A 19,805-nucleotide genomic window follows, 5' to 3' on the forward strand; every position below is an offset into this window, starting at 1 on the left:
CCGCCCGGGTAGGCCTCATATCTGGTTTCTGTTCGTCAGGTCGTGGCTTTGCTACACGCTCCCTCCAGCCCCCGCCTCACAACGACGCCCTTGCGTTTCACTAGGCCTTCGCCCCATCAGGCTGGACAGGGAACTTGCACCCCCAAGCTGTTGCGCATGCTCGGCGCACAAAAAACCCGCCGCAGTACGGCGGGTGAACAGCCTAATCGAATAACGACAGGCACCCGCTCAGGGAGGAGAAGCGGGGAGTTCCGCGCAGAGCGCGTTGCTCGATCGGTATGATATACCATTGTCTCAAAACGGTTTCAGACGCGTCCGCGGCCTTTTCCAGCAAGGCTTTGAGCGCTTTCGAGACACGTTTTCGACCTCCCCTGAAGATCACGCGAACCGAGTCAAACCATGAGCTTTTATCCCCACCATCGCCCGCGCCGCATGCGCCGCGATGACTTCTCGCGCCGTCTGATGCGCGAAAACATCCTCACCACCAACGACCTCATCTATCCGGTGTTCATCGTCGAAGGGACGAATCTTCGGCAAACCGTGCCGTCGATGCCCGGCGTCGAGCGCACATCCGTCGATCTGCTGATGAAGGTCGCGGAGCAATGCGTCGAACTCGGCGTCCCGGTGCTGTCGCTGTTCCCGGCGATCGAGCCGTCGCTGAAGACGCCCGACGGTATCGAGGCGACCAATCCCGAAGGCCTGATTCCGCGCGCCGTGCGCGAGCTGAAAAAGAACTTCCCGATGCTCGGCGTGCTGACCGACGTCGCGCTCGATCCGTACACGAGCCACGGCCAGGACGGCGTGCTCGACGAAGAAGGCTACGTGAAGAACGACGAAACCAGCGAGATTCTCGTCGAACAGGCGCGCGTGCAGGCAGAAGCGGGCGTGGATATCGTCGCGCCGTCGGACATGATGGACGGGCGCATCGGCGCGATCCGCGAGATGCTGGAGAGCGACGGGCATATCCACACGCGCATCATGGCGTACGCGGCGAAGTACGCGTCGGCGTTCTACGGCCCGTTCCGCGATGCGGTCGGCTCGGCGGCGAACCTCGGCAAGAGCAACAAGATGACGTATCAGATGGACCCGGCCAATACCGACGAAGCCATGCGCGAAGTGCGCATGGATATCGAGGAAGGCGCGGACATGGTGATGGTCAAGCCGGGCATGCCGTATCTCGACATCGTGCGACGCGTGAAGGACGAGTTCCGCTTTCCGACCTACGCGTATCAGGTCAGCGGCGAATACGCGATGATCAAGGCCGCCGCGCAGAACGGCTGGATCGATCACGACAAGGTGATGATGGAAGCGCTGCTCGCGTTCAAGCGCGCGGGCGCGGACGGCGTGCTGACGTATTTCGCGCTGGATGCCGCGCGGATTCTGCGTTCTTCCTGATCGGTCCGTTCAGATGTTCGAAGGGCGATGCATGGTGTGCATCGCCCTTTTTTCATCCGCTGACTTTATCGAGGCTTTTCAGGAACGTATCCGCCGATTCGTAGCCGACGACGCGCGCCACTTCGTTACCCTGTGCATCGAAGAAAATGATGCCGGGCGGGCCGAACAGCTTGAAGCGCTTGAGCAGCGCCTGATCGTCGGTATTGTTCGCGGTGACGTCGGCGCGCAGCAGGTTGAGTTGCGCGAGACGCGCCTGCACGCGTTGATCGGAGAACGTGAGATTCTCCATTTCCTTGCAGGAGACGCACCAGTCGGCGTAGAAATCGAGCATCGCGGGACGCGCGGCGGCTTTGACCGCCGAATCCAGTTCCGCCGATGATCGCACCAGCGCGAACGTCGGGCCTTGCGCTTGCGTCGCCGTCCCTGCGCCCGAACCGCCGCGCGCTGCCAATACGGCGAGCGGACGAAGCGGATCGGTCGAACCGGCGGCGAGTCCGACGAGCAACGTCGCCGCCCAGATCGCGAACGCCGCGCCCAAGCTGCGCCCGAGCCGTTTCCAGACATTCACCGACGCCGACGCACCCGGCGCAAACAAGCCGAGCGATGCCGCCGCGATCAGCAACCACAAGGCCGCGAGCAGCATCTGCGCGACGCCGCCGAGCACGGGCCACACGATCCACAGCGCGGCCGCCAGCAACACGACGCCGAAGAACACCTTCACGCCATCCATCCACGCGCCCGCGCGCGGAAGCACCGATCCCGCGCCCAGCCCGATCACAAGCAAGGGCACGCCGAGCCCGATACCCATCGCGAACAGCGCCGCGCCGCCGAGCACCGCGTTGCCCGTATGCGCGATGAACGCGAGCACCGCGAACAGCGGCGCCGTCATGCACGCGCCGACGACGAGCGCGGACAGCGCGCCCATCACCGCGACCGCCGCGAACTTGCCGCCGCTGCGCTTCTGCGATGCCTCGTTCACGCCGCTCTGCCAACGCTCCGGCAAGGTGATATCGACGCCCGAAATCAGCGCCACGGCGAACACCGCGAGCAGCACGCCGAACGCGGACAGCACCCACGGGTTCTGCAACCACGCGCCAAGGCTCTGCCCGACCAGCGCCGCCGCGATGCCCAGTACCGTGTACACCAGCGCCATCCCGACGACATACGACAACGACAACGCGAAGCCGCGTCCACGCGTCACGCGCGCGCCTTCACCGACGATGATCGCGGAGAGAATCGGGATCATCGGATAGGAACAGGGCAACAGGCTGAGCACCATGCCCGCGAGGAAATACAGTCCGACGACGGTGAAGAAGCCGCCGCCTTCGAGCATCGATTGCGCGTAATCGGCGCTGGTCGCGCGTTCGAACCACGATTGGCTCGTATCGGACTGGACAGGCTTGGCGGGCGTCGCGCCTGCGGGCTGAAGCGCATCGCCACGCACGCGATACGTCTTTTCCATCGGCGGATAGCAAATGCCCTGATCCGCGCAACCTTGCGACGTCACGGCCAGTTCGAACGGAACTTTCGCCTGCGTCACCGGAATGCGGATCAGCAGTTCGCCGCGATACGTCTCGACATCCTTGTTGAACGTCTGGTCGAAGTGAACCTTGCCCGCCGGCAACTGCGCCGCGCCGATCGTCGCGTCGCCGCTCTTCACCGCGAAGGAAAAGCGCTCGCGGTACATGTAGTAGCCGTCGGCGATCTTGTATCGGACGTCGACTTCGCCGGGCTGCTCGGAGGCGCTGAATTTGAACGCGACGGAGGGATCGAGAAAGTCGTCGGCCGCGCGGGCGACGCCGCCCGTGACCGCCGCCATCGCGACGAGAAGCATGAATGCGCTGAAGAACCGACGCGCGATGATTCGGGAACGCTCAAACATGAAGAGGACGCTGCGTTTCTGCATTGACCCACTGCCCATAGCCCGGCGAGGCATCGACCTGCCAGACGAGGATTTCGGGTGTTTCATAGGGATGCTGCGATTCCACGAAGCGCTGCAACTCGTCGCTGCGCGCGACGCTCGTTTTGAACAGCAACTGCACTTCGTCGGACGACTCGAGCACGCCCTTCCAGTGATATTGGGACGCCACCGCGCCCAGATTCGTCACACACGCGGCGAGACGCGCGTCGAGCACGGCGCGAGCGAGCGCATCGGCCGCGGCGGAATCGGGCAGCGTGGACAGCATCAGGACGACGGGGACGTTCAATCAGAACTCCGATCAGGCTTGGAGGATAGTTCCGTATCGTAGCATTGGCGGCTTTCGCGCATCTTTTCGCGGCGGTGCGTGAAAATCCGCCGCGCAAAAACAAAAGGCCAAGCTCAGCTTGGCCTTTTGCAAGATTCGATGCAGAACCGATTTACTCGGCTTCTTGCATTTCTTCCGTTTCTTCGACTTCCGGGCGATCCATCAGTTGGACCAGCGCCATCGGTGCGTTGTCGCCGACGCGGAAACCGAACTTCAGGATGCTCAGGTAGCCGCCCGGACGGTTCGCGTAACGCGGGCCGAGGACTTCGAACAGCTTCGTGACCGAATCACGATCGCGCAGGCGGTTGAACGCCAGACGACGGTTCGCGAGCGACGGCTTCTTGCCCCGCGTGATGAGGGGCTCGACGACCTTACGCAGTTCCTTGGCCTTCGGCAGCGTCGTCTTGATGACTTCGTGCTCGATGAGCGAATTCGACATATTGCGGAGCATTGCCAGACGATGGCTGCTCGTGCGGTTCAGTTTCCGCAGACCATGCTTATGACGCATTTTCAGTTCCTTTTACAAGTTTAGAGCCAGCTCTTCTATTGCGCCCTTGGATTGGGTGCACGGGCCGGTCGGAGAAAAAGCAAGACGCGGATTCTAAAGGAAAATCCGCGTCTTTGCCAGTAACGCTTGATGCTGCCTGATTACTTGTCGAGACCAGCCGGCGGCCAGTTTTCGAGCTTCATACCGAGCGTCAGACCGCGCGAAGCCAAGACTTCCTTGATTTCGTTCAACGACTTGCGGCCCAGGTTCGGCGTCTTCAGCAGTTCGTTTTCCGTACGCTGGATCAGGTCGCCGATGTAGTAGATGTTCTCGGCCTTCAGGCAGTTCGCGGAACGAACCGTGAGTTCGAGGTCATCGACCGGACGCAGCAGGATCGGATCGATCTGCGGCGCGCGCGACGGCGCTTCCGCCGCTGCTTCGGTGCCTTCCAGCGCCGCGAACACGGACAGCTGATCGACCAGAATGCGAGCCGACTGGCGGATCGCTTCTTCCGGCGAGATCACGCCGTTGGTCTCGATGTTCATCACGAGCTTGTCGAGGTCGGTACGCTGTTCGACACGCGCGCTTTCCACGGCGTAGCTCACGCGGCGAACCGGCGAGAACGACGCATCCAGCACGATACGGCCGATGATCTTGGCCGACTCTTCGCCATAACAACGCACGTTGCCCGGCACATAGCCGCGGCCCTTTTCGACCTTGATCTGAACGTCGAGCTTGCCGCCCTTCGACAGATGCGCGATCACGTGTTCCGGGTTGATGATCTCGCAATCATGCGCGAGTTCGATATCGCCGGCCGTGACAACGCCTTCGCCTTCCTTGCGCAGCGTCACCGTGACTTCATCACGGTTGTGCAGCTTGAAGACGACGCCCTTCAGGTTCAACAGCAGGTTGACCACATCCTCTTGCACACCGTCGAGCGTCGAATATTCATGCACGACGCCTGCGATCGTCACTTCGGTCGGCGCGTAGCCGATCATCGACGACAGCAGCACGCGCCGAAGCGCGTTACCCAAGGTGTGGCCATAGCCGCGTTCGAACGGCTCCATAACCACTTTCGCGTGGCTTTCGCCAAGCGATTCAACTGCAATGATCTTGGGCTTCAACAAACTGGTTTGCATAGGTTTTCCTTTTCAATACCCTCGGCTCGTTACACCGATAAGGCTGACCGGTAACAACCTGAAAATAAACAGCCGAGGTCGCACTTTTGCCTCAGGCAAACGCACCGCCCCGGCTGCTAATCCGATTACCGAGCGATTAACGCGAATACAATTCGACGATCAGACTTTCGTTGATGTCGCCAGCGATATCGCTGCGCTCAGGCATCGACTTGAACGTGCCTTCGAACTTCTTCGCGTCGACCGCAACCCAGCTCGGCATGCCGCCTTGCTCAGCCAGCGACAGCGCTTCGACGATACGCGCCTGCTTGCGCGACTGCTCGCGCACGGAGACGACATCGCCCGACTTCACTTGCAGCGACGGGATGTTCGCGACCTGGCCGTTCACGAGGATCGACTTGTGGCTCACGAGCTGACGTGCTTCAGCGCGCGTCGAGCCGAAGCCCATGCGATACACGACGTTGTCGAGACGCGACTCGAGCAATTGCAGCAGGTTTTCGCCCGTCGGGCCCTTGCGGCGGTCGGCTTCGGCGAAGTAGCGGCGGAACTGACGTTCCAGCACGCCGTAAATACGCTTCACTTTCTGCTTTTCGCGCAACTGGGTGCCGTAGTCGGACGTACGCGCGCCCGAGGTACGGCCGTGCTGGCCGGGCTTGCTGTCGAGCTTGCACTTGTCAGCGAGCGAGCGGCGTGCGCTCTTCAGGAACAGATCTGTGCCTTCGCGGCGGGACAGTTTTGCTTTGGGACCGGTATAGCGTGCCACTTTGCATCCTTAAATATTGATCACGCACACTGAAGCGATGCTTCGGTCTGCGCTAGTTCGAACCCTTTGGGCCGAACGGTGGGCTTAGTCAAAACTAAATCTATAACGCACGAAACCCGCCGATACTTTCGCATCGACAGGAAACATGCGGCAGCGTCGACGTACTTTAGATACGACGGCGCTTCGGCGGACGGCAGCCGTTGTGCGGGACCGGCGTCACGTCGGAGATCGCGGTGATCTTGATGCCAAGACCATGCAGCGCGCGCACCGCCGATTCGCGGCCAGGACCGGGGCCCTTGATCCGCACTTCGAGGTTCTTCACGCCGTATTCCATTGCCACGCGGCCAGCCGATTCCGCTGCGACCTGAGCTGCAAACGGCGTCGACTTACGCGAGCCCTTGAAACCCTGGCCACCCGAGGTCGCCCATGCCAGCGCGTTACCTTGACGGTCGGTGATCGTGATAATGGTGTTGTTGAACGACGCGTGAACGTGAACCACGCCCTCGGCGACGTTCTTCTTGACCTTCTTGCGAACGCGTTGCGCCGCGGAGTTGTTCGAAGCCTTAGCCATTACGTTTTCCTGTAACTGTCAGTTCCGCTTACTTCTTCAGCGATTGCGCTGCACGACGCGGGCCCTTACGGGTACGTGCGTTCGTACGCGTACGCTGGCCACGCAGGGGCAGACCCTTGCGATGGCGCATGCCGCGGTAGCAACCCAAGTCCATCAGGCGCTTGATGTTCATCGTCACTTCACGGCGCAGATCGCCTTCGACGATGAACTTGCCCACTTCGTCACGCAACTTTTCGAGGTCTGCGTCGGTGAGGTCCTTGACCTTCTTCGAAAATTCCACACCAGCAGCGGTGCAAATGCCGCGCGAGCGCGTGCGTCCGATGCCGAAGATTGCCGTCAGGCCGATCTCGGTATGCTGGTGATTCGGGATGTTAACCCCTGCGATACGAGCCATTGTTTTTCCTCAAACAAAAAGCGCAAGCAAAAGCGCGGCGTTCAGCCTTGACGCTGTTTGTGGCGCGGATCAGAGCTGCAAATCACGCGCACAACGCCCTTGCGCTTGATGATCTTGCAATTGCGGCAAATGCGCTTAACCGATGCCATCACTTTCATGATATTACCCTTTTTTCTAAATCACTTCGCCCGGAACACGATCCGTGCACGAGACAGATCGTAAGGCGTCAGTTCGACCGTAACCTTGTCGCCCGGCAGGATGCGGATGTAGTGCATCCGCATCTTTCCAGAAATATGCCCCAGAACGACATGGCCATTTTCCAATTTCACCCGGAAAGTAGCGTTGGGAAGGTTTTCGATGACCTCACCCTGCATCTGGATTACATCGTCTTTGGCCATAGTTCTAAATCAACGCATCGGGACGTTGCCGCCCTTGAAGTTAGCCTTCTTGAGCAGCGACTCATATTGTTGCGACATCACGTACGACTGAACTTGAGCCATGAAGTCCATCGTGACGACGACAATGATCAGTAGCGACGTTCCACCAAAATAAAACGGCACGTTCCAGCGCAACACCAGAAACTCAGGCAGCAGGCACACGAATACGATGTAGATCGCACCGGCCAGCGTCAAACGCGTGAGGATGCGGTCGATATACCGTGCAGTCTGATCGCCCGGACGGATACCCGGAACGAATGCACCGCTCTTCTTCAAGTTGTCGGCGGTCTCACGGCTGTTGAACACCAAAGCGGTGTAGAAGAAGCAGAAGAAGACGATCGCCAACGCATACAGCAGCACGTACACCGGTTGGCCGGGCTTGATAGCATCGGCCACGCTGTGCAGCGTGTTTGCGAACCAGTTGGTACGCGTACCCGAACTGAACCAGTTCAGGATGGTTGCCGGGAAGAGGATGATCGACGACGCGAAGATCGGCGGAATCACACCCGACATGTTCAACTTGAGCGGCAGATGAGACGACTGTCCACCGTAAATCTTGTTACCGACCTGGCGCTTCGCATAGTTCACGAGGATCTTGCGCTGACCGCGTTCGATGAACACGACCAGATACGTGACCGCCGCGATCAGCACGACGATGATGATCGCCGAGATGATGCTCATCGAACCGGTGCGAACCAGCTCGAACAGACCACCGATTGCATTCGGGAAGCCTGCCGCGATACCGCCGAAGATGATGATCGAGATACCGTTGCCGAGACCGCGCTCCGTGATCTGCTCACCCAGCCACATCAGGAACATCGTGCCCGTCACCAGCGTCACGACCGTCGTGAGACGGAACACCATGCCGGGGTCGATCACCAGTCCGGGCTGGTTTTCCAGCGCGACTGCGATACCGAACGCCTGGAAAGTAGCCAGAACCACCGTGAAGATACGCGTGTACTGCGTAATCTTCCGCTGACCCGCCTGCCCTTCCTTCTTCAAGGCCTCCATTTGCGGCGACACGATCGACAGCAACTGCATGATGATCGAGGCCGAAATGTAGGGCATGATGCCCAGCGCAAAGATCGTGAATCGGGACAGTGCGCCACCCGAGAACATGTTGAACATGCCCAGGATGCCGCCCGACTGGCTTTGGAACAACTTCGCCAGCTGATCCGGATCGATGCCGGGAACCGGAATGTGCGCACCAATGCGGTAGACGATCAGCGCAAGCAGCAAAAAGATTGCACGCTTACGCAGATCGCCGAATTTCGCCGCGCTTCGACCGGGTTTTGCGAGACTCGGGCTGTTAGCCAAGAACCTTCTCCGATGCTAGTGCTAGTAACGGCGAAAGCACGTTACTCGGCGAACGAGCCGCCAGCGGCTTCGATTGCTGCACGGGCGCCCGCCGTTGCCGACAGACCCTTCACCGTGACCTTGCGCGTGATCTCGCCGGTCTTGATGATCTTCGCGCTCTTGATGAGCTCGCCGACCAGACCCGCTTGCTTCAGCGCCAGGAGATCGATTTCGTCGACCGGCAGCTTTTCCAGGTCATTCAGATTCACTTCACCGACGAATTCCTTCGTCAGCGAGGTGAAGCCGCGCTTCGGCAGACGACGCTGCAGAGGCATCTGACCGCCTTCGAAGCCGACCTTGTGGAAGCCGCCCGAACGCGATTTCTGACCCTTGTGGCCGCGGCCAGCGGTCTTGCCGAGGCCCGAACCGATCCCGCGACCAACGCGACGCTTTGCGTGCTTCGCGCCTTCTGCAGGCTTCAGGTTATTCAATTCCATGTTTAACTCCTTGGATGCTTGGTCGGCCGCTTAGGCGATGACCTTAACGAGGTACGAGACCTTGTTGATCATCCCGCGCACTGCCGGCGTGTCCTGCAACTCGGAGACCGAGTTCAGGCGACGCAGGCCGAGGCCACGCACCGTAGCACGGTGCGTTTCGCGGGTCCCGATCAGGCTCTTGACGAGCTGAACCTTGACAGTTTTTTCAGACATGGTGACCACCTTAGCCCAGAATGTCTTCGACGGACTTACCACGCTTCGCCGCGATGTCTGCCGGGGTCGACTGCTTGCGCAGGCCGTCCAGCGTCGCACGAACGAGGTTGTACGGGTTCGTCGAACCGTGGCTCTTGGCCACAACGTTTTGAACGCCCATCACGTCGAACACGGCGCGCATCGGGCCGCCGGCGATCACGCCCGTACCATCCTTCGCCGGAGCGAGGAGGACTGCGGATGCGCCGTGCTTACCGTGCACTTCGTGTTGCAGCGTGCCGTTCTTCAGGGGCACCTTGAACATGTTGCGGCGGGCTTGTTCCATTGCCTTTTGAACGGCAACCGGAACTTCCTTCGCCTTGCCCTTGCCCATGCCCATGCGGCCATCGCCGTCGCCGACCACGGTCAGAGCGGCGAAACCGAGAATCCGGCCGCCCTTCACAACCTTGGTCACGCGGTTGACCGCGATCATCTTTTCGCGCAGGCCGTCGTCGCGTTCGTCAGCCTGAACTTTCGCTTGCATCTTTGCCATGACGAATTCTTCCCTTAGAACTTGAGCCCGGCTTCACGCGCCGCATCAGCCAGCGCCTTGACGCGGCCGTGGTAGCGGAAACCCGAGCGGTCGAAGGCGACGGATTCGATGCCGGCTGCCTTGGCCTTTTCGGCGATACGCTTGCCGATCAGGGTCGCGGCAGTGACGTTGCCGCCCTTGCCCGACTTGTCGGCCAGTTCAGCGCGCACTTCAGCTTCCAGCGTCGAGGCGCTTGCCACGACCTTCGTGCCGCATGCTGAGAACACTTGCGCATAGATATGCGTATTCGTGCGATGCACGGCCAGACGCGGAACCTGCAGCTCAGCGAGCTTGATACGCGTCTGACGAGCGCGGCGCAGGCGAGATTGAGTCTTATCCATGATTGCGCACCCTTACTTCTTCTTCGTTTCTTTGAGGATCACGACCTCGTCGGAATAGCGCACGCCCTTGCCCTTGTACGGCTCAGGCGGACGATAGCCGCGCACTTCTGCTGCGGTCTGTCCGACTTTCTGCTTGTCGATCCCCTTGATCACGATTTCGGTCTGCGACGGGGTTTCAGCCTTGACGCCTTCCGGCATCTGGTGCACCACGGGGTGCGAGAAACCCAGCGACAGGTTCAGCTTGTCGCCTTGCGCTTGCGCACGATAACCGACGCCAACCAGCGTCAGCTTGCGCTCGAAACCCTTGGTAACGCCCTGCACCATGTTCGCCACTAGGGCGCGCATCGTGCCGGACATCGCGTTTGCTTCGCGGCTTTCATCCGTCGGGGCCAGCTTCAGGGTGCCGTTCTCGTTCGTCAGCGCGACCAGCTTGTTAGCCGGTTGCGAGATCGTGCCGAGCGGACCCTTCACCGTGATGACGTCGCCCTTGATCGCCACTTCCGCGCCTTGCGGCAGCGTAATCGGGCTTTTACCTACTCGAGACATGTTTCTTCTCCTTAGGCGTTAAGCGACGTAGCAGATGACTTCGCCGCCGACGCCGGTCTGGCGCGCCTTGCGGTCGGTCATCACACCCTTCGGCGTCGACACGATTGCAACGCCCAGGCCATTCATGACCTGCGGGATGTCGTTGCGACCGCGGTACACGCGCAGGCCAGGCTTCGAGACGCGCTCGAGGCGCTCGATGACCGGACGGCCGGCGTAGTACTTCAACGCGATGTTCAATTCCGTCTTCGCGCCTTCAGCCTTGACCGCGAAGTCGTCGATATAACCTTCGCCCTTCAAAACCTGCGCAATCGCAACCTTGACTTTAGACGAGGGCATCGTCACCGAAACCTTCTCGACCATCTGCGCGTTGCGGATGCGAGTCAGCATATCGGCGATAGGATCACTCATGCTCATCTTATGTTTCTCCTATTACCAGCTCGCCTTGGTCAGGCCGGGGATTTCGCCGCGGAAAGCGATTTCACGAATCTTGCCGCGCGCGAGTCCGAACTTGCGGAACGTGCCACGCGGACGACCCGTGATCGCGCAGCGGTTACGCTTGCGAGTCGGATTCGAGTTACGCGGCAGTTGTTGAAGCGCCAGGCGGGCGAAGTAACGCTCTTCGTCCGACTTGCTTGCGTCGTCGATCACAGCCTTCAGCTCAGTACGCTTCGGAGCGTACTTGGCTGCCAGGCGCGCGCGCTTCTTTTCACGTTCGATCAGTGCCAGTTTAGCCACGGTAACCTCAGTTTCTGAACGGGAACTTGAAGCCGGCGAGCAATGCCTTTGCTTCTTCGTCGGTCTTCGCGGTCGTCGTGATGCTGATGTTCAGCCCACGCAGCGCGTCGATCTTGTCGTAGTCGATTTCGGGGAAAATGATTTGCTCTTTCACACCGATGTTGTAGTTACCACGGCCGTCGAACGCCTTGCCCGACACGCCACGGAAGTCGCGCACGCGAGGCAGCGCAACCGTCACGAAACGGTCCAGGAATTCGTACATGGCATTGCCACGCAGGGTAACCATTGTGCCGATCGGGTAGCCTTCACGGATCTTGAAGCCAGCGATTGCCTTACGCGACTTGGTGATAACCGGCTTCTGGCCAGCGATCTTCGTCAGGTCGCCAACGGCGTGCTCAAGAACCTTCTTGTCGGCGACGGCTTCGCCAAGACCCATGTTCAGGGTGATCTTGGTGAGGCGCGGCACTTCCATGATGGACTTGTAACCGAACTTTTTAACCAGTTGCGGCACAACCTTTTCTTTATAAATCTCTTGCAGACGAGCCATTTTTTAACTCCGCGTCAGGCGTTGAGCGTGGCGCCGGTCGACTTCAAGAAGCGAACCTTCTTGAAGTCTTCGACCTTGATGCCAACGTGCGATGCCTTGCCGTTCGCGTCGACCAATGCGACGTTCGAAATATGCAGCGGCATCGATTTGGCTTCCACACCGCCCGTCGTACCCTTCATCGGGTTCGGCTTCACGTGCTTCTTGACGAGGTTGATACCCTCGACGGTGACACAGTCTTCCGCAACGACCAGCACGGTACCGCGCTTGCCCTTGTCTTTGCCGGTCGTGACGATGACTTCGTCACCCTTGCGAATCTTGTTCATCGCGACTCCTTACAGCACTTCCGGCGCGAGCGAAACGATCTTCATGAATCGTTCGCTACGCAGTTCACGCGTGACCGGCCCAAAAATACGCGTGCCGATCGGCTCGAGCTTCGTGTTCAGCAGAACGGCGGCATTGCCGTCGAACTTGATGAGCGAGCCATCCTGGCGACGCACGCCCTTGGCCGTACGAACGACCACGGCGTTGTAGATTTCGCCCTTTTTCACGCGTCCGCGCGGCGTCGCTTCTTTGACGGTCACCTTGATGATGTCGCCAATGCTTGCGTAACGACGCTTCGAGCCGCCGAGCACCTTGATGCACATGACTTCACGCGCACCCGTGTTGTCGGCCACTTCAAGCCGAGTTTCGGTCTGGATCATGGTTTATCTTTCCCAACTTAATCCGATTGCACCACCATGGCACAGTCGGTCAGTCTTGGTCCCGTCAGCCAAATGGCTGCTTGGGTTAGAACGGGCAGCAACGGCAGACGAAACCCGCCATCGCAATCCGGTGAATCTGTCGACTCAGGCTGGCGCCCAAGCCGGCTTCCCCCACCAATTTCGCCCGCGACGGGGCTCCCACAAAGAGGCAAGACCAAGATTATAACAAATAATCTCGGTCTTGCAAGCGAAACTTACTGCGACACTACTTACTTCCGCATCGCGGCACTACTGCTTCTGCTTTAGATCACGCGAGCCGCTTCAACCAGCTTCGACACAACCCAAGCTTTCGTCTTCGAAATCGGACGTGTTTCCTGGATTTCGACGAGATCGCCTTCGTTGTACGTGTTCGCGTCATCGTGCGCGTGGTACTTCTTGGAACGCACGACGTACTTGCCGTAGATCGGATGCTTCACGCGGTGCTCGACCAGGACGGTGACCGTCTTGTCCATCTTGTTGCTGACGACCTTGCCGACCAGCGTCCGCTTGAGCGAGGTTTTCACGCTATCGTTCATTTCTGGTTCGCCTTCTCGGTCATGACGGTCCGCACACGCGCGATGTCGCGACGGACCTTCTTCAGCTGGCTCGTGTTGGTGAGCTGCTGGGTCGCGAGTTGCATACGCAGGCCAAATTGCGCCTTCAGCAGGTCCGACAGCTCTTGATTGAGCGCGGACTGGTCTTTCTGGCGAAGTTCAGTTGCCTTCATCATTTACTCCTTAGGCGCCGAGCTGGCGGACCACGAAGTACGTCTTGAGCGGCAGCTTGGCTGCAGCCAGATGGAACGCTTCGCGCGCCAGTTCTTCGGTGACACCGTCCATTTCGTACAGCATCTTGCCCGGTTGGATTTCTGCGACGTAGTACTCCGGGTTACCCTTACCGTTACCCATACGTACTTCGGCCGGCTTTTGCGAAATCGGCTTGTCCGGGAAAATGCGGATCCAGATCCGGCCGCCACGCTTGATGTGACGCGTCATCGCACGACGTGCAGCTTCGATTTGACGCGCGGTCAAACGGCCGCGACCGATAGCCTTCAGACCGTATTCACCGAACGACACTGCGTTGCCGCGCGTCGCCTTGCCGGTGTTACGACCTTTCTGCTCTTTGCGATACTTTCTGCGTTTCGGTTGCAGCATCGTTATTCTCCACTCTTCGCGTCACCGCCGGCACCGCCGCGACGTGCACCGCCCGGCGCGCCTTCGCCGTCACGGCGCGGACGGCGATCGCCACCCGGACGTGCGTTGCGGCGCGGACGCTTTTCTTCGGCCACTTCTTCCACGACCGGCGCATCGTTGCGGCCCAGCGTGTCGCCCTTGTAGACCCACACCTTCACGCCGATGATGCCGTACGTCGTCTTGGCTTCGGACGTTGCGTAGTCGATATCCGCACGCAGCGTATGGAGGGGCACGCGACCTTCGCGATACCACTCGGTACGAGCGATTTCGATACCGTTCAGACGGCCCGCGCTCATGATCTTGATGCCTTGAGCACCGAGACGCATCGCGTTTTGCATCGCGCGCTTCATCGCACGGCGGAACATGATCCGGCGTTCGAGCTGCTGCGTGATGGAGTCAGCGATGAGCTGAGCGTCCGTTTCCGGCTTGCGGATTTCTTCGATGTTGACGTGAACCGGAACGCCCATGCGCTTTTGCAGCTCGGCCTTCAGCGATTCGATGTCTGCACCCTTCTTGCCGATGACGACGCCCGGACGCGAACTGTAAATCGTGATGCGCGCGTTCTTCGCCGGACGCTCGATCACGACGCGGCCGACCGAAGCGTTCTTCAGCTTCTTCTTCAGATATTCACGAACACCGATGTCTTCCTGCAACATCGCCGCGAAATTGTTGTTGTTCGCGTACCAGCGCGAAGCCCAATTGCGGCTGACGGCCAAACGGAAGCCAGTCGGATGAATTTTCTGTCCCATCGTATGGCTCCTTAATTCCCGACCGTCACAGTGATGTGACAGGATTGCTTCTCGATGCGGTTACCGCGACCCTTAGCGCGTGCGGTAAAACGCTTCAGCGAAGCAGCCTTGTCGACGTAGATGCTCGTGATCTTGAGCTCGTCGATATCGGCGCCTTCGTTGTGTTCCGCATTCGCGATCGCAGACAGCACGACCTTCTTGACGATACCCGCCGCCTTCTTCGGCGAGAACGTCAGAACGTTCAGCGCCTTGTCGACCGGCAGACCACGGATCTGGTCAGCCACAAGGCGCGTTTTCTGCGCCGAGATGCGGGCACCGCGATGAATTGCCTTCACTTCCATCTTGATTGCCCCTTATTTCTTGGCCTTCTTGTCGACCGCGTGACCCTTGAACGTACGGGTCAGTGCGAACTCGCCAAGCTTGTGGCCGACCATGTTTTCCGTGACGTACACCGGAACATGTTGACGGCCGTTATGAACAGCGATCGTCAGACCGATGAAGTCCGGCAGAATCGTCGAACGACGCGACCAGGTTTTGATTGGCTTCTTATCGCGCGTCGATGCGGCTGCCTCAACTTTCTTCAGCAAATGAGCGTCGCAGAACGGACCTTTTTTAGCAGAACGTGTCATTGCTTACTCCTTAACGCTTGTGACGGCGCTGGACGATCATCGTCGTCGTGCGCTTGTTGCTGCGGGTGCGATAACCCTTCGTCGGCGTGCCCCACGGGCTCACCGGATCGCGACCTGCTGCCGTCTTACCTTCACCACCGCCGTGCGGGTGATCGACCGGGTTCATTGCAACACCACGCACCGTCGGACGGATACCGCGCCAGCGATTCGCACCGGCCTTACCGATCTGGCGGAGGCTGTGCTCTTCGTTGCCCACTTCGCCGATGGTCGCGCGGCACTCGACGTGCACGCGGCGGATTTCGCCCGAGCGCAGACGCACCTGAGCGTAGACGCCTTCGCGAGCCAGCAGCATGGCGGACGTACCAGCCGAACGCGCCATTTGCGCGCCCTTGCCCGGCAGCATCTCGATGCAGTGGATCGTCGTACCGACCGGGATGTTGCGGATCGGCAGGGTGTTGCCTGCGCGGATCGGCGCTTCCGAACCGGACATCAGCTGCGTACCGACCGTCACGCCCTTCGGCGCGATGATATAGCGGCGCTCGCCGTCTGCGTACAGAACCAGCGCGATGTTCGCGCTACGGTTCGGGTCGTACTCGAGACGTTCGACCTTCGCTGCGATGCCGTCCTTGTTGCGACGGAAATCGACGATACGATAGTGTTGCTTGTGACCACCACCCTGGTGACGCGTGGTGATACGGCCGTTGTTGTTACGGCCCGCCGACTTGGATTGCGAGTCGAGCAGCTCTGCGTGCGGCTTGCCCTTATGCAGATCCTTGTTGACGATCTTGACCATCGCGCGGCGACCCGGCGAGGTCGGCTTAACTTTCACGATTGCCATGATTACTTGGCCTCCGCTTCAAAGTTGATTTCCTGGCCGGGCTTCAGGCAGACGTACGCCTTCTTCACGTCCTTGCGCTTGCCGTTGAAGCGGCCAAAGCGCTTTGCCTTGCCCTTCGTGACGAGCACGTTGACGGAATTGACTTCGACCTTGAACAGCAGCTCGACAGCAGCCTTCACTTCCTGCTTCGTGGCGTCCGGTGCGACTTCGAACACAACTTGCTCGTTCTTGTCGGCAACCAGCGTCGCCTTTTCGGAGATCACCGGCGCGAGCAGAACTTGCATCAAACGATGATCGTTTTTGCGAACTTCGCTCATGACAGCAACTCCTCGATCTGAGCGACCGCAGCCTTCGTGATCAGCACTTTCTTGAAGTAGATCAGCGAGAGCGGGTCGGCGTAACGCGGCTCGACAACGGTCACGTGGGCCAGGTTGCGCGACGCGAGGTACAGGTTTTCGTCGACCGTGTCGGTGATGACCAGCACGGAATCGAGACCCATAGCCTTGAATTTTTCAGCCAACAGCTTGGTCTTCGGGGCTTCGAGCGTGAGCTCTTCCACAACCGAGATACGGCCTTCGCGAGCCAACTGCGAGAAGATCGAGCGCAGACCCGCGCGATGCATCTTCTTGTTGACCTTGTGCGAGAAGTTTTCTTCCGGCGAATTCGGGAAGATGCGACCACCGCCACGCCACAACGGGCTCGACGACATACCGGCACGAGCGCGGCCCGTACCCTTCTGACGCCACGGCTTCTTGGTGGTGTGCTTGACTTGTTCGCGGTCCTTCTGAGCGCGATTGCCGCTACGTGCGTTCGCTTGATAAGCGACGACGACCTGGTGAATCAGGGCTTCGTTGTAATCGCGACCGAACACGACGTCCGATGCGTTCACGCCAGCGCCTTCCTGACCATTGGCATTCAGGAGCTTAAGTTCCATTATTTCGCTCCTTTCACAGCACGCGTCTTGACGGCCGGGGTCACGAAGACCTTGCCGCCCTTCGCACCCGGAACAGCACCGCGGACGAGCAGCAGATTGCGCTCAGCGTCGATGCGGGCGATTTCGAGATTTTGGACCGTGACGGTCTCGTCACCGAGGTGACCCGTCATGCGCTTGCCCGGGAACACGCGACCCGGATCCTGCGCCATACCGATCGAACCCGGAACGTTGTGCGAACGCGAGTTACCGTGCGTCGCGCGACCCGAGGCGAAGTTGTAGCGCTTGATCGTGCCGGCGTAGCCCTTACCGATCGACGTGCCTTGCACATCGACCTTCTGGCCGACTTCGAAAATATCCGTAGCGATGACAGCGCCGTTCGACAGCTCGCCTGCCTTGGCTGCATCGATATGGAATTCCTTGAGGATTTCACCGGCTTGAACACCGGCTTTGGCGAGATGGCCCGCCAGCGGCTTCGTCACGCGCGAAGCGCGGCGAGCACCGAATGCAACCTGAACGGCGGTATAACCATCCGTTTCAACGGTCTTGATCTGCGTCACGCGGTTGTCCGACACGTCCAGCACGGTGACGGGGATCGAATCCCCTTCAGGCGTGAAGATACGGGTCATGCCAACCTTGCGACCTACGAGTCCAAGGCTCATCGTTTTCTCCATTCCCGACTGCGATTGGTCGGGGCTGATTTACAAATGCCGGCTGCGTTACGAAAAACTGGGTCGGCTATTCTTGCACCACTTCCGCGTCTTTGCTATACATAGACACGGAAAAGCTTTGAAGTATAGCAAGGCTTTTCCGTTTCAGCAAGCAATTCAATGACTTAGCTCCTCCGGACAATCCGGAAGAGCTTAAAGACTCACTGGAAGACTTACTGCAGCTTGATTTCGACGTCGACGCCTGCCGGCAGGTCGAGCTTCATCAGCGCGTCGACGGTCTTGTCCGTCGGATCGACGATGTCCATCAGGCGCTGGTGGGTACGGATTTCGAGCTGGTCGCGCGACGTCTTGTTGACGTGCGGCGAACGCAGAATGTCAAAACGCTGAATACGCGTCGGCAGCGGCACCGGGCCACGGGCGATTGCGCCAGTCCGCTTCGCGGTATCGACGATTTCGGCTGCCGATTGATCGATCAGGCGATAGTCGAAAGCCTTCAGACGAATGCGGATTTTCTGGTTCTGCATGACAAATTCCTTGGAAAGAGCGAGGCGGTGTTGCACCGCACATTGGGCAAAAGAGCGTGGGACCGGGCGCACGCGGAGAGCGAACGCCCGGTCCCGGTCTGTACTGCTACAGCGTTACGGCAACTTCAATCGAGCAACGCCCGGAAAATCCGGGAAAGCCCAATATATTACTCGATAATCTTAGCGACGACACCAGCGCCGACGGTACGACCGCCTTCACGGATAGCGAAGCGCAGACCTTCTTCCATGGCGATCGGGTTGATCAGCTTGACCGTGATCGACACGTTGTCGCCCGGCATCACCATTTCCTTGTCCTTCGGCAGCTCGATCGAGCCCGTCACGTCCGTCGTACGGAAGTAGAACTGCGGACGGTAGTTGTTGAAGAACGGCGTGTGACGGCCACCTTCGTCCTTGCTCAGCACGTACACTTCAGCCGTGAAGTGCGTGTGCGGGTTGATCGAACCCGGCTTGGCCAGCACCTGGCCACGCTCCACGTCTTCACGCTTCGTGCCGCGCAGCAGGATACCGACGTTGTCGCCTGCCTGACCTTGGTCGAGCAGCTTGCGGAACATTTCCACGCCCGTGCACGTCGTCTTCACCGTCGGCTTGATACCGACGATTTCGATTTCTTCGCCGACCTTGACGATGCCGCGCTCGACGCGACCCGTCACCACCGTGCCGCGACCCGAGATCGAGAACACGTCTTCCACCGGCATCAGGAACGAGCCGTCAACTGCGCGTTCCGGCGTCGGGATGTACGTGTCCAGTGCGTCTGCCAGACTCATGATCGCCACTTCGCCCAGTTCGCCCTTGTCGCCTTCCAGCGCGAGCTTTGCCGAACCCTTGATGATCGGGGTGTCGTCGCCCGGGAAGTCGTACTTCGACAGAAGTTCGCGCACTTCCATTTCGACGAGCTCGAGCAGTTCGGCGTCGTCGACCATGTCGCACTTGTTCAGGAACACGATGATGTAAGGCACGCCGACCTGGCGAGCCAGCAGGATGTGCTCACGCGTTTGCGGCATCGGGCCGTCAGCGGCCGAGCAAACCAGGATCGCGCCGTCCATCTGTGCCGCGCCCGTGATCATGTTCTTCACATAGTCAGCGTGGCCCGGGCAGTCGACGTGTGCGTAGTGGCGGTTAGCCGTTTCGTACTCGACGTGCGCGGTGTTGATGGTAATACCACGTGCCTTTTCTTCCGGCGCTGCGTCGATCTGGTCGTACGCTTTCGCCTCGCCGCCGAACTTCTGCGTGAGCACCGTCGTGATCGCTGCCGTCAGCGTGGTCTTGCCGTGGTCAACGTGACCGATCGTGCCCACGTTCACGTGCGGCTTGGTCCGCTCGAATTTACCTTTTGCCAT

General features: G+C 59.7%; 33 protein-coding genes. 1 reads left to right on the top strand and 32 read right to left on the bottom strand.

All coding sequences use genetic code 11. The features are described from left to right. The first annotated feature begins 399 nt into the window (after positions 1 to 399). Positions 400 to 1,395, top strand: coding sequence for a porphobilinogen synthase (hemB, locus tag BVER_RS15750; RefSeq protein ID WP_050454123.1), 996 nt, complete (start codon positions 400 to 402; stop codon positions 1,393 to 1,395). 52 nt (positions 1,396 to 1,447) lie between these two features. Here the strand turns inward: hemB and dsbD are convergent, their stop codons facing one another. The 32 genes from dsbD to tuf all read right to left on the bottom strand — a co-directional run bounded on the left by dsbD (position 1,448) and on the right by tuf (position 19,805). Continuing rightward, positions 1,448 to 3,277: a protein-disulfide reductase DsbD gene (dsbD, locus tag BVER_RS15755; RefSeq protein WP_050454144.1), complete on the bottom strand. Its 1,830-nt coding sequence runs from the start codon at positions 3,275 to 3,277 to the stop codon at positions 1,448 to 1,450. Beyond that, positions 3,270 to 3,602, bottom strand: a complete 333-nt coding sequence (gene cutA / locus BVER_RS15760) for a divalent-cation tolerance protein CutA (protein ID WP_050454124.1) — start codon at positions 3,600 to 3,602, stop codon at positions 3,270 to 3,272. The genes dsbD and cutA overlap by 8 nt, the downstream gene beginning before the upstream one ends. Before the next feature lie 151 nt (positions 3,603 to 3,753). Then, on the bottom strand, positions 3,754 to 4,149 hold the full coding sequence (gene rplQ / locus BVER_RS15765) for a 50S ribosomal protein L17 (RefSeq protein WP_050454125.1): 396 nt from the start codon (positions 4,147 to 4,149) through the stop codon (positions 3,754 to 3,756). A gap of 140 nt (positions 4,150 to 4,289) precedes the next feature. Next, positions 4,290 to 5,267, bottom strand: a complete 978-nt coding sequence (locus BVER_RS15770; protein ID WP_050454126.1) for a DNA-directed RNA polymerase subunit alpha — start codon at positions 5,265 to 5,267, stop codon at positions 4,290 to 4,292. Positions 5,268 to 5,403: 136 nt separating this feature from the next. Continuing rightward, on the bottom strand, positions 5,404 to 6,027 hold the full coding sequence (gene rpsD / locus BVER_RS15775) for a 30S ribosomal protein S4 (protein ID WP_050454127.1): 624 nt from the start codon (positions 6,025 to 6,027) through the stop codon (positions 5,404 to 5,406). A gap of 166 nt (positions 6,028 to 6,193) precedes the next feature. After that, a complete protein-coding gene (gene rpsK / locus BVER_RS15780; protein WP_006052224.1) occupies positions 6,194 to 6,598 on the bottom strand; it encodes a 30S ribosomal protein S11 in 405 nt (134 codons plus the stop codon). Between the two features lie 28 nt (positions 6,599 to 6,626). Beyond that, positions 6,627 to 6,992 (bottom strand): 30S ribosomal protein S13, encoded by a 366-nt coding sequence (rpsM, locus tag BVER_RS15785; protein WP_008344037.1) that lies wholly within the window; start codon positions 6,990 to 6,992, stop codon positions 6,627 to 6,629. A 41-nt stretch (positions 6,993 to 7,033) separates the two neighbouring features. Then, the gene (rpmJ, locus tag BVER_RS15790; RefSeq protein ID WP_004199844.1) at positions 7,034 to 7,150 is read right to left on the bottom strand and encodes a 50S ribosomal protein L36; all 117 of its coding nucleotides are present in this window, start codon (positions 7,148 to 7,150) and stop codon (positions 7,034 to 7,036) included. A gap of 21 nt (positions 7,151 to 7,171) precedes the next feature. Then, a complete protein-coding gene (infA, locus tag BVER_RS15795) occupies positions 7,172 to 7,390 on the bottom strand; it encodes a translation initiation factor IF-1 (protein WP_004521905.1) in 219 nt (72 codons plus the stop codon). Between the two features lie 9 nt (positions 7,391 to 7,399). Further along, a complete protein-coding gene (gene secY, locus BVER_RS15800) occupies positions 7,400 to 8,746 on the bottom strand; it encodes a preprotein translocase subunit SecY (protein WP_050454128.1) in 1,347 nt (448 codons plus the stop codon). A 41-nt stretch (positions 8,747 to 8,787) separates the two neighbouring features. After that, a complete protein-coding gene (gene rplO / locus BVER_RS15805) occupies positions 8,788 to 9,222 on the bottom strand; it encodes a 50S ribosomal protein L15 (RefSeq protein WP_050454129.1) in 435 nt (144 codons plus the stop codon). A 30-nt stretch (positions 9,223 to 9,252) separates the two neighbouring features. Further along, the gene (gene rpmD / locus BVER_RS15810; protein ID WP_050454145.1) at positions 9,253 to 9,435 is read right to left on the bottom strand and encodes a 50S ribosomal protein L30; all 183 of its coding nucleotides are present in this window, start codon (positions 9,433 to 9,435) and stop codon (positions 9,253 to 9,255) included. A 10-nt stretch (positions 9,436 to 9,445) separates the two neighbouring features. After that, entirely contained in the window at positions 9,446 to 9,964 is a 519-nt protein-coding gene (gene rpsE, locus BVER_RS15815; protein WP_050454130.1) for a 30S ribosomal protein S5, read from the bottom strand. A 14-nt stretch (positions 9,965 to 9,978) separates the two neighbouring features. After that, positions 9,979 to 10,344, bottom strand: a complete 366-nt coding sequence (gene rplR / locus BVER_RS15820; RefSeq protein WP_050454131.1) for a 50S ribosomal protein L18 — start codon at positions 10,342 to 10,344, stop codon at positions 9,979 to 9,981. A 12-nt stretch (positions 10,345 to 10,356) separates the two neighbouring features. Further along, entirely contained in the window at positions 10,357 to 10,890 is a 534-nt protein-coding gene (rplF, locus tag BVER_RS15825; RefSeq protein ID WP_050454132.1) for a 50S ribosomal protein L6, read from the bottom strand. 18 nt (positions 10,891 to 10,908) lie between these two features. Further along, positions 10,909 to 11,304, bottom strand: coding sequence for a 30S ribosomal protein S8 (gene rpsH, locus BVER_RS15830; RefSeq protein ID WP_050454133.1), 396 nt, complete (start codon positions 11,302 to 11,304; stop codon positions 10,909 to 10,911). 15 nt (positions 11,305 to 11,319) lie between these two features. Next, the gene (gene rpsN / locus BVER_RS15835) at positions 11,320 to 11,625 is read right to left on the bottom strand and encodes a 30S ribosomal protein S14 (RefSeq protein ID WP_050454134.1); all 306 of its coding nucleotides are present in this window, start codon (positions 11,623 to 11,625) and stop codon (positions 11,320 to 11,322) included. Positions 11,626 to 11,632: 7 nt separating this feature from the next. Then, on the bottom strand, positions 11,633 to 12,172 hold the full coding sequence (gene rplE / locus BVER_RS15840) for a 50S ribosomal protein L5 (RefSeq protein ID WP_050454135.1): 540 nt from the start codon (positions 12,170 to 12,172) through the stop codon (positions 11,633 to 11,635). Between the two features lie 14 nt (positions 12,173 to 12,186). Beyond that, on the bottom strand, positions 12,187 to 12,495 hold the full coding sequence (gene rplX, locus BVER_RS15845) for a 50S ribosomal protein L24 (RefSeq protein ID WP_050454136.1): 309 nt from the start codon (positions 12,493 to 12,495) through the stop codon (positions 12,187 to 12,189). Between the two features lie 9 nt (positions 12,496 to 12,504). Next, positions 12,505 to 12,873 carry a 50S ribosomal protein L14 gene (gene rplN / locus BVER_RS15850; RefSeq protein ID WP_006998478.1) on the bottom strand — a complete coding sequence of 123 codons (369 nt, stop codon included), beginning with the start codon at positions 12,871 to 12,873 and terminating at the stop codon, positions 12,505 to 12,507. A 302-nt stretch (positions 12,874 to 13,175) separates the two neighbouring features. Next, a complete protein-coding gene (gene rpsQ / locus BVER_RS15855; RefSeq protein ID WP_008343854.1) occupies positions 13,176 to 13,448 on the bottom strand; it encodes a 30S ribosomal protein S17 in 273 nt (90 codons plus the stop codon). Further along, a complete protein-coding gene (gene rpmC / locus BVER_RS15860) occupies positions 13,445 to 13,639 on the bottom strand; it encodes a 50S ribosomal protein L29 (protein ID WP_050454146.1) in 195 nt (64 codons plus the stop codon). The genes rpsQ and rpmC overlap by 4 nt, the downstream gene beginning before the upstream one ends. A gap of 10 nt (positions 13,640 to 13,649) precedes the next feature. Further along, positions 13,650 to 14,066, bottom strand: a complete 417-nt coding sequence (gene rplP, locus BVER_RS15865) for a 50S ribosomal protein L16 (protein ID WP_050454137.1) — start codon at positions 14,064 to 14,066, stop codon at positions 13,650 to 13,652. Positions 14,067 to 14,068: 2 nt separating this feature from the next. Further along, entirely contained in the window at positions 14,069 to 14,854 is a 786-nt protein-coding gene (gene rpsC, locus BVER_RS15870) for a 30S ribosomal protein S3 (RefSeq protein ID WP_050454138.1), read from the bottom strand. Positions 14,855 to 14,865: 11 nt separating this feature from the next. Next, positions 14,866 to 15,195 carry a 50S ribosomal protein L22 gene (gene rplV, locus BVER_RS15875; protein WP_007730533.1) on the bottom strand — a complete coding sequence of 110 codons (330 nt, stop codon included), beginning with the start codon at positions 15,193 to 15,195 and terminating at the stop codon, positions 14,866 to 14,868. A 12-nt stretch (positions 15,196 to 15,207) separates the two neighbouring features. Next, positions 15,208 to 15,483 carry a 30S ribosomal protein S19 gene (gene rpsS / locus BVER_RS15880; RefSeq protein ID WP_050454139.1) on the bottom strand — a complete coding sequence of 92 codons (276 nt, stop codon included), beginning with the start codon at positions 15,481 to 15,483 and terminating at the stop codon, positions 15,208 to 15,210. A gap of 10 nt (positions 15,484 to 15,493) precedes the next feature. Further along, complete coding sequence (rplB, locus tag BVER_RS15885; protein WP_050454140.1) at positions 15,494 to 16,321, bottom strand: 50S ribosomal protein L2; 828 nt, start codon at positions 16,319 to 16,321, stop codon at positions 15,494 to 15,496. A 2-nt stretch (positions 16,322 to 16,323) separates the two neighbouring features. Continuing rightward, positions 16,324 to 16,638: a 50S ribosomal protein L23 gene (gene rplW / locus BVER_RS15890; protein WP_035967599.1), complete on the bottom strand. Its 315-nt coding sequence runs from the start codon at positions 16,636 to 16,638 to the stop codon at positions 16,324 to 16,326. Next, positions 16,635 to 17,255 (bottom strand): 50S ribosomal protein L4, encoded by a 621-nt coding sequence (rplD, locus tag BVER_RS15895; RefSeq protein ID WP_050454141.1) that lies wholly within the window; start codon positions 17,253 to 17,255, stop codon positions 16,635 to 16,637. The genes rplW and rplD overlap by 4 nt, the downstream gene beginning before the upstream one ends. Continuing rightward, positions 17,255 to 17,914 carry a 50S ribosomal protein L3 gene (gene rplC / locus BVER_RS15900; RefSeq protein ID WP_050454147.1) on the bottom strand — a complete coding sequence of 220 codons (660 nt, stop codon included), beginning with the start codon at positions 17,912 to 17,914 and terminating at the stop codon, positions 17,255 to 17,257. The genes rplD and rplC overlap by 1 nt, the downstream gene beginning before the upstream one ends. Positions 17,915 to 18,135: 221 nt before the next feature. After that, positions 18,136 to 18,447 (bottom strand): 30S ribosomal protein S10, encoded by a 312-nt coding sequence (gene rpsJ / locus BVER_RS15905; RefSeq protein WP_050454142.1) that lies wholly within the window; start codon positions 18,445 to 18,447, stop codon positions 18,136 to 18,138. Positions 18,448 to 18,614: 167 nt separating this feature from the next. Then, positions 18,615 to 19,805 (bottom strand): elongation factor Tu, encoded by a 1,191-nt coding sequence (gene tuf, locus BVER_RS15910; RefSeq protein ID WP_050454143.1) that lies wholly within the window; start codon positions 19,803 to 19,805, stop codon positions 18,615 to 18,617.

It is taken from the genome of Candidatus Burkholderia verschuerenii, assembly GCF_001189365.1.
Taxonomy (GTDB): domain Bacteria; phylum Pseudomonadota; class Gammaproteobacteria; order Burkholderiales; family Burkholderiaceae; genus Caballeronia; species Caballeronia verschuerenii.

Coding starts and splice junctions, on each gene's coding strand:
- infA (WP_004521905.1), bottom strand. CDS start 7,390: ATGGCCAAAGACGATGTAATCCAGATGCAGGGTGAGGTCATCGAAAAC.
- tuf (WP_050454143.1), bottom strand. CDS start 19,805: ATGGCAAAAGGTAAATTCGAGCGGACCAAGCCGCACGTGAACGTGGGC.
- rpsJ (WP_050454142.1), bottom strand. CDS start 18,447: ATGCAGAACCAGAAAATCCGCATTCGTCTGAAGGCTTTCGACTATCGC.
- rpsS (WP_050454139.1), bottom strand. CDS start 15,483: ATGACACGTTCTGCTAAAAAAGGTCCGTTCTGCGACGCTCATTTGCTG.
- rplD (WP_050454141.1), bottom strand. CDS start 17,255: ATGGAACTTAAGCTCCTGAATGCCAATGGTCAGGAAGGCGCTGGCGTG.
- rpsM (WP_008344037.1), bottom strand. CDS start 6,992: ATGGCTCGTATCGCAGGGGTTAACATCCCGAATCACCAGCATACCGAG.
- rplN (WP_006998478.1), bottom strand. CDS start 12,873: ATGATCCAGACCGAAACTCGGCTTGAAGTGGCCGACAACACGGGTGCG.
- rplV (WP_007730533.1), bottom strand. CDS start 15,195: ATGGAAGTGAAGGCAATTCATCGCGGTGCCCGCATCTCGGCGCAGAAA.
- rpsE (WP_050454130.1), bottom strand. CDS start 9,964: ATGGCAAAGATGCAAGCGAAAGTTCAGGCTGACGAACGCGACGACGGC.
- rpsQ (WP_008343854.1), bottom strand. CDS start 13,448: ATGAACGATAGCGTGAAAACCTCGCTCAAGCGGACGCTGGTCGGCAAG.
- rpsH (WP_050454133.1), bottom strand. CDS start 11,304: ATGAGCATGAGTGATCCTATCGCCGATATGCTGACTCGCATCCGCAAC.
- rplF (WP_050454132.1), bottom strand. CDS start 10,890: ATGTCTCGAGTAGGTAAAAGCCCGATTACGCTGCCGCAAGGCGCGGAA.
- rpsC (WP_050454138.1), bottom strand. CDS start 14,854: ATGGGACAGAAAATTCATCCGACTGGCTTCCGTTTGGCCGTCAGCCGC.
- rplB (WP_050454140.1), bottom strand. CDS start 16,321: ATGGCAATCGTGAAAGTTAAGCCGACCTCGCCGGGTCGCCGCGCGATG.
- rplE (WP_050454135.1), bottom strand. CDS start 12,172: ATGGCTCGTCTGCAAGAGATTTATAAAGAAAAGGTTGTGCCGCAACTG.
- hemB (WP_050454123.1), top strand. CDS start 400: ATGAGCTTTTATCCCCACCATCGCCCGCGCCGCATGCGCCGCGATGAC.
- dsbD (WP_050454144.1), bottom strand. CDS start 3,277: ATGTTTGAGCGTTCCCGAATCATCGCGCGTCGGTTCTTCAGCGCATTC.
- rplO (WP_050454129.1), bottom strand. CDS start 9,222: ATGGAATTGAATAACCTGAAGCCTGCAGAAGGCGCGAAGCACGCAAAG.
- rpmC (WP_050454146.1), bottom strand. CDS start 13,639: ATGAAGGCAACTGAACTTCGCCAGAAAGACCAGTCCGCGCTCAATCAA.
- rplX (WP_050454136.1), bottom strand. CDS start 12,495: ATGAACAAGATTCGCAAGGGTGACGAAGTCATCGTCACGACCGGCAAA.
- rpsK (WP_006052224.1), bottom strand. CDS start 6,598: ATGGCTAAGGCTTCGAACAACTCCGCGGCGCAACGCGTTCGCAAGAAG.
- rpmD (WP_050454145.1), bottom strand. CDS start 9,435: ATGTCTGAAAAAACTGTCAAGGTTCAGCTCGTCAAGAGCCTGATCGGG.
- rplP (WP_050454137.1), bottom strand. CDS start 14,066: ATGCTGCAACCGAAACGCAGAAAGTATCGCAAAGAGCAGAAAGGTCGT.
- BVER_RS15770 (WP_050454126.1), bottom strand. CDS start 5,267: ATGCAAACCAGTTTGTTGAAGCCCAAGATCATTGCAGTTGAATCGCTT.
- rplQ (WP_050454125.1), bottom strand. CDS start 4,149: ATGCGTCATAAGCATGGTCTGCGGAAACTGAACCGCACGAGCAGCCAT.
- rpmJ (WP_004199844.1), bottom strand. CDS start 7,150: ATGAAAGTGATGGCATCGGTTAAGCGCATTTGCCGCAATTGCAAGATC.
- rplR (WP_050454131.1), bottom strand. CDS start 10,344: ATGGATAAGACTCAATCTCGCCTGCGCCGCGCTCGTCAGACGCGTATC.
- rplC (WP_050454147.1), bottom strand. CDS start 17,914: ATGAGCCTTGGACTCGTAGGTCGCAAGGTTGGCATGACCCGTATCTTC.
- rplW (WP_035967599.1), bottom strand. CDS start 16,638: ATGAGCGAAGTTCGCAAAAACGATCATCGTTTGATGCAAGTTCTGCTC.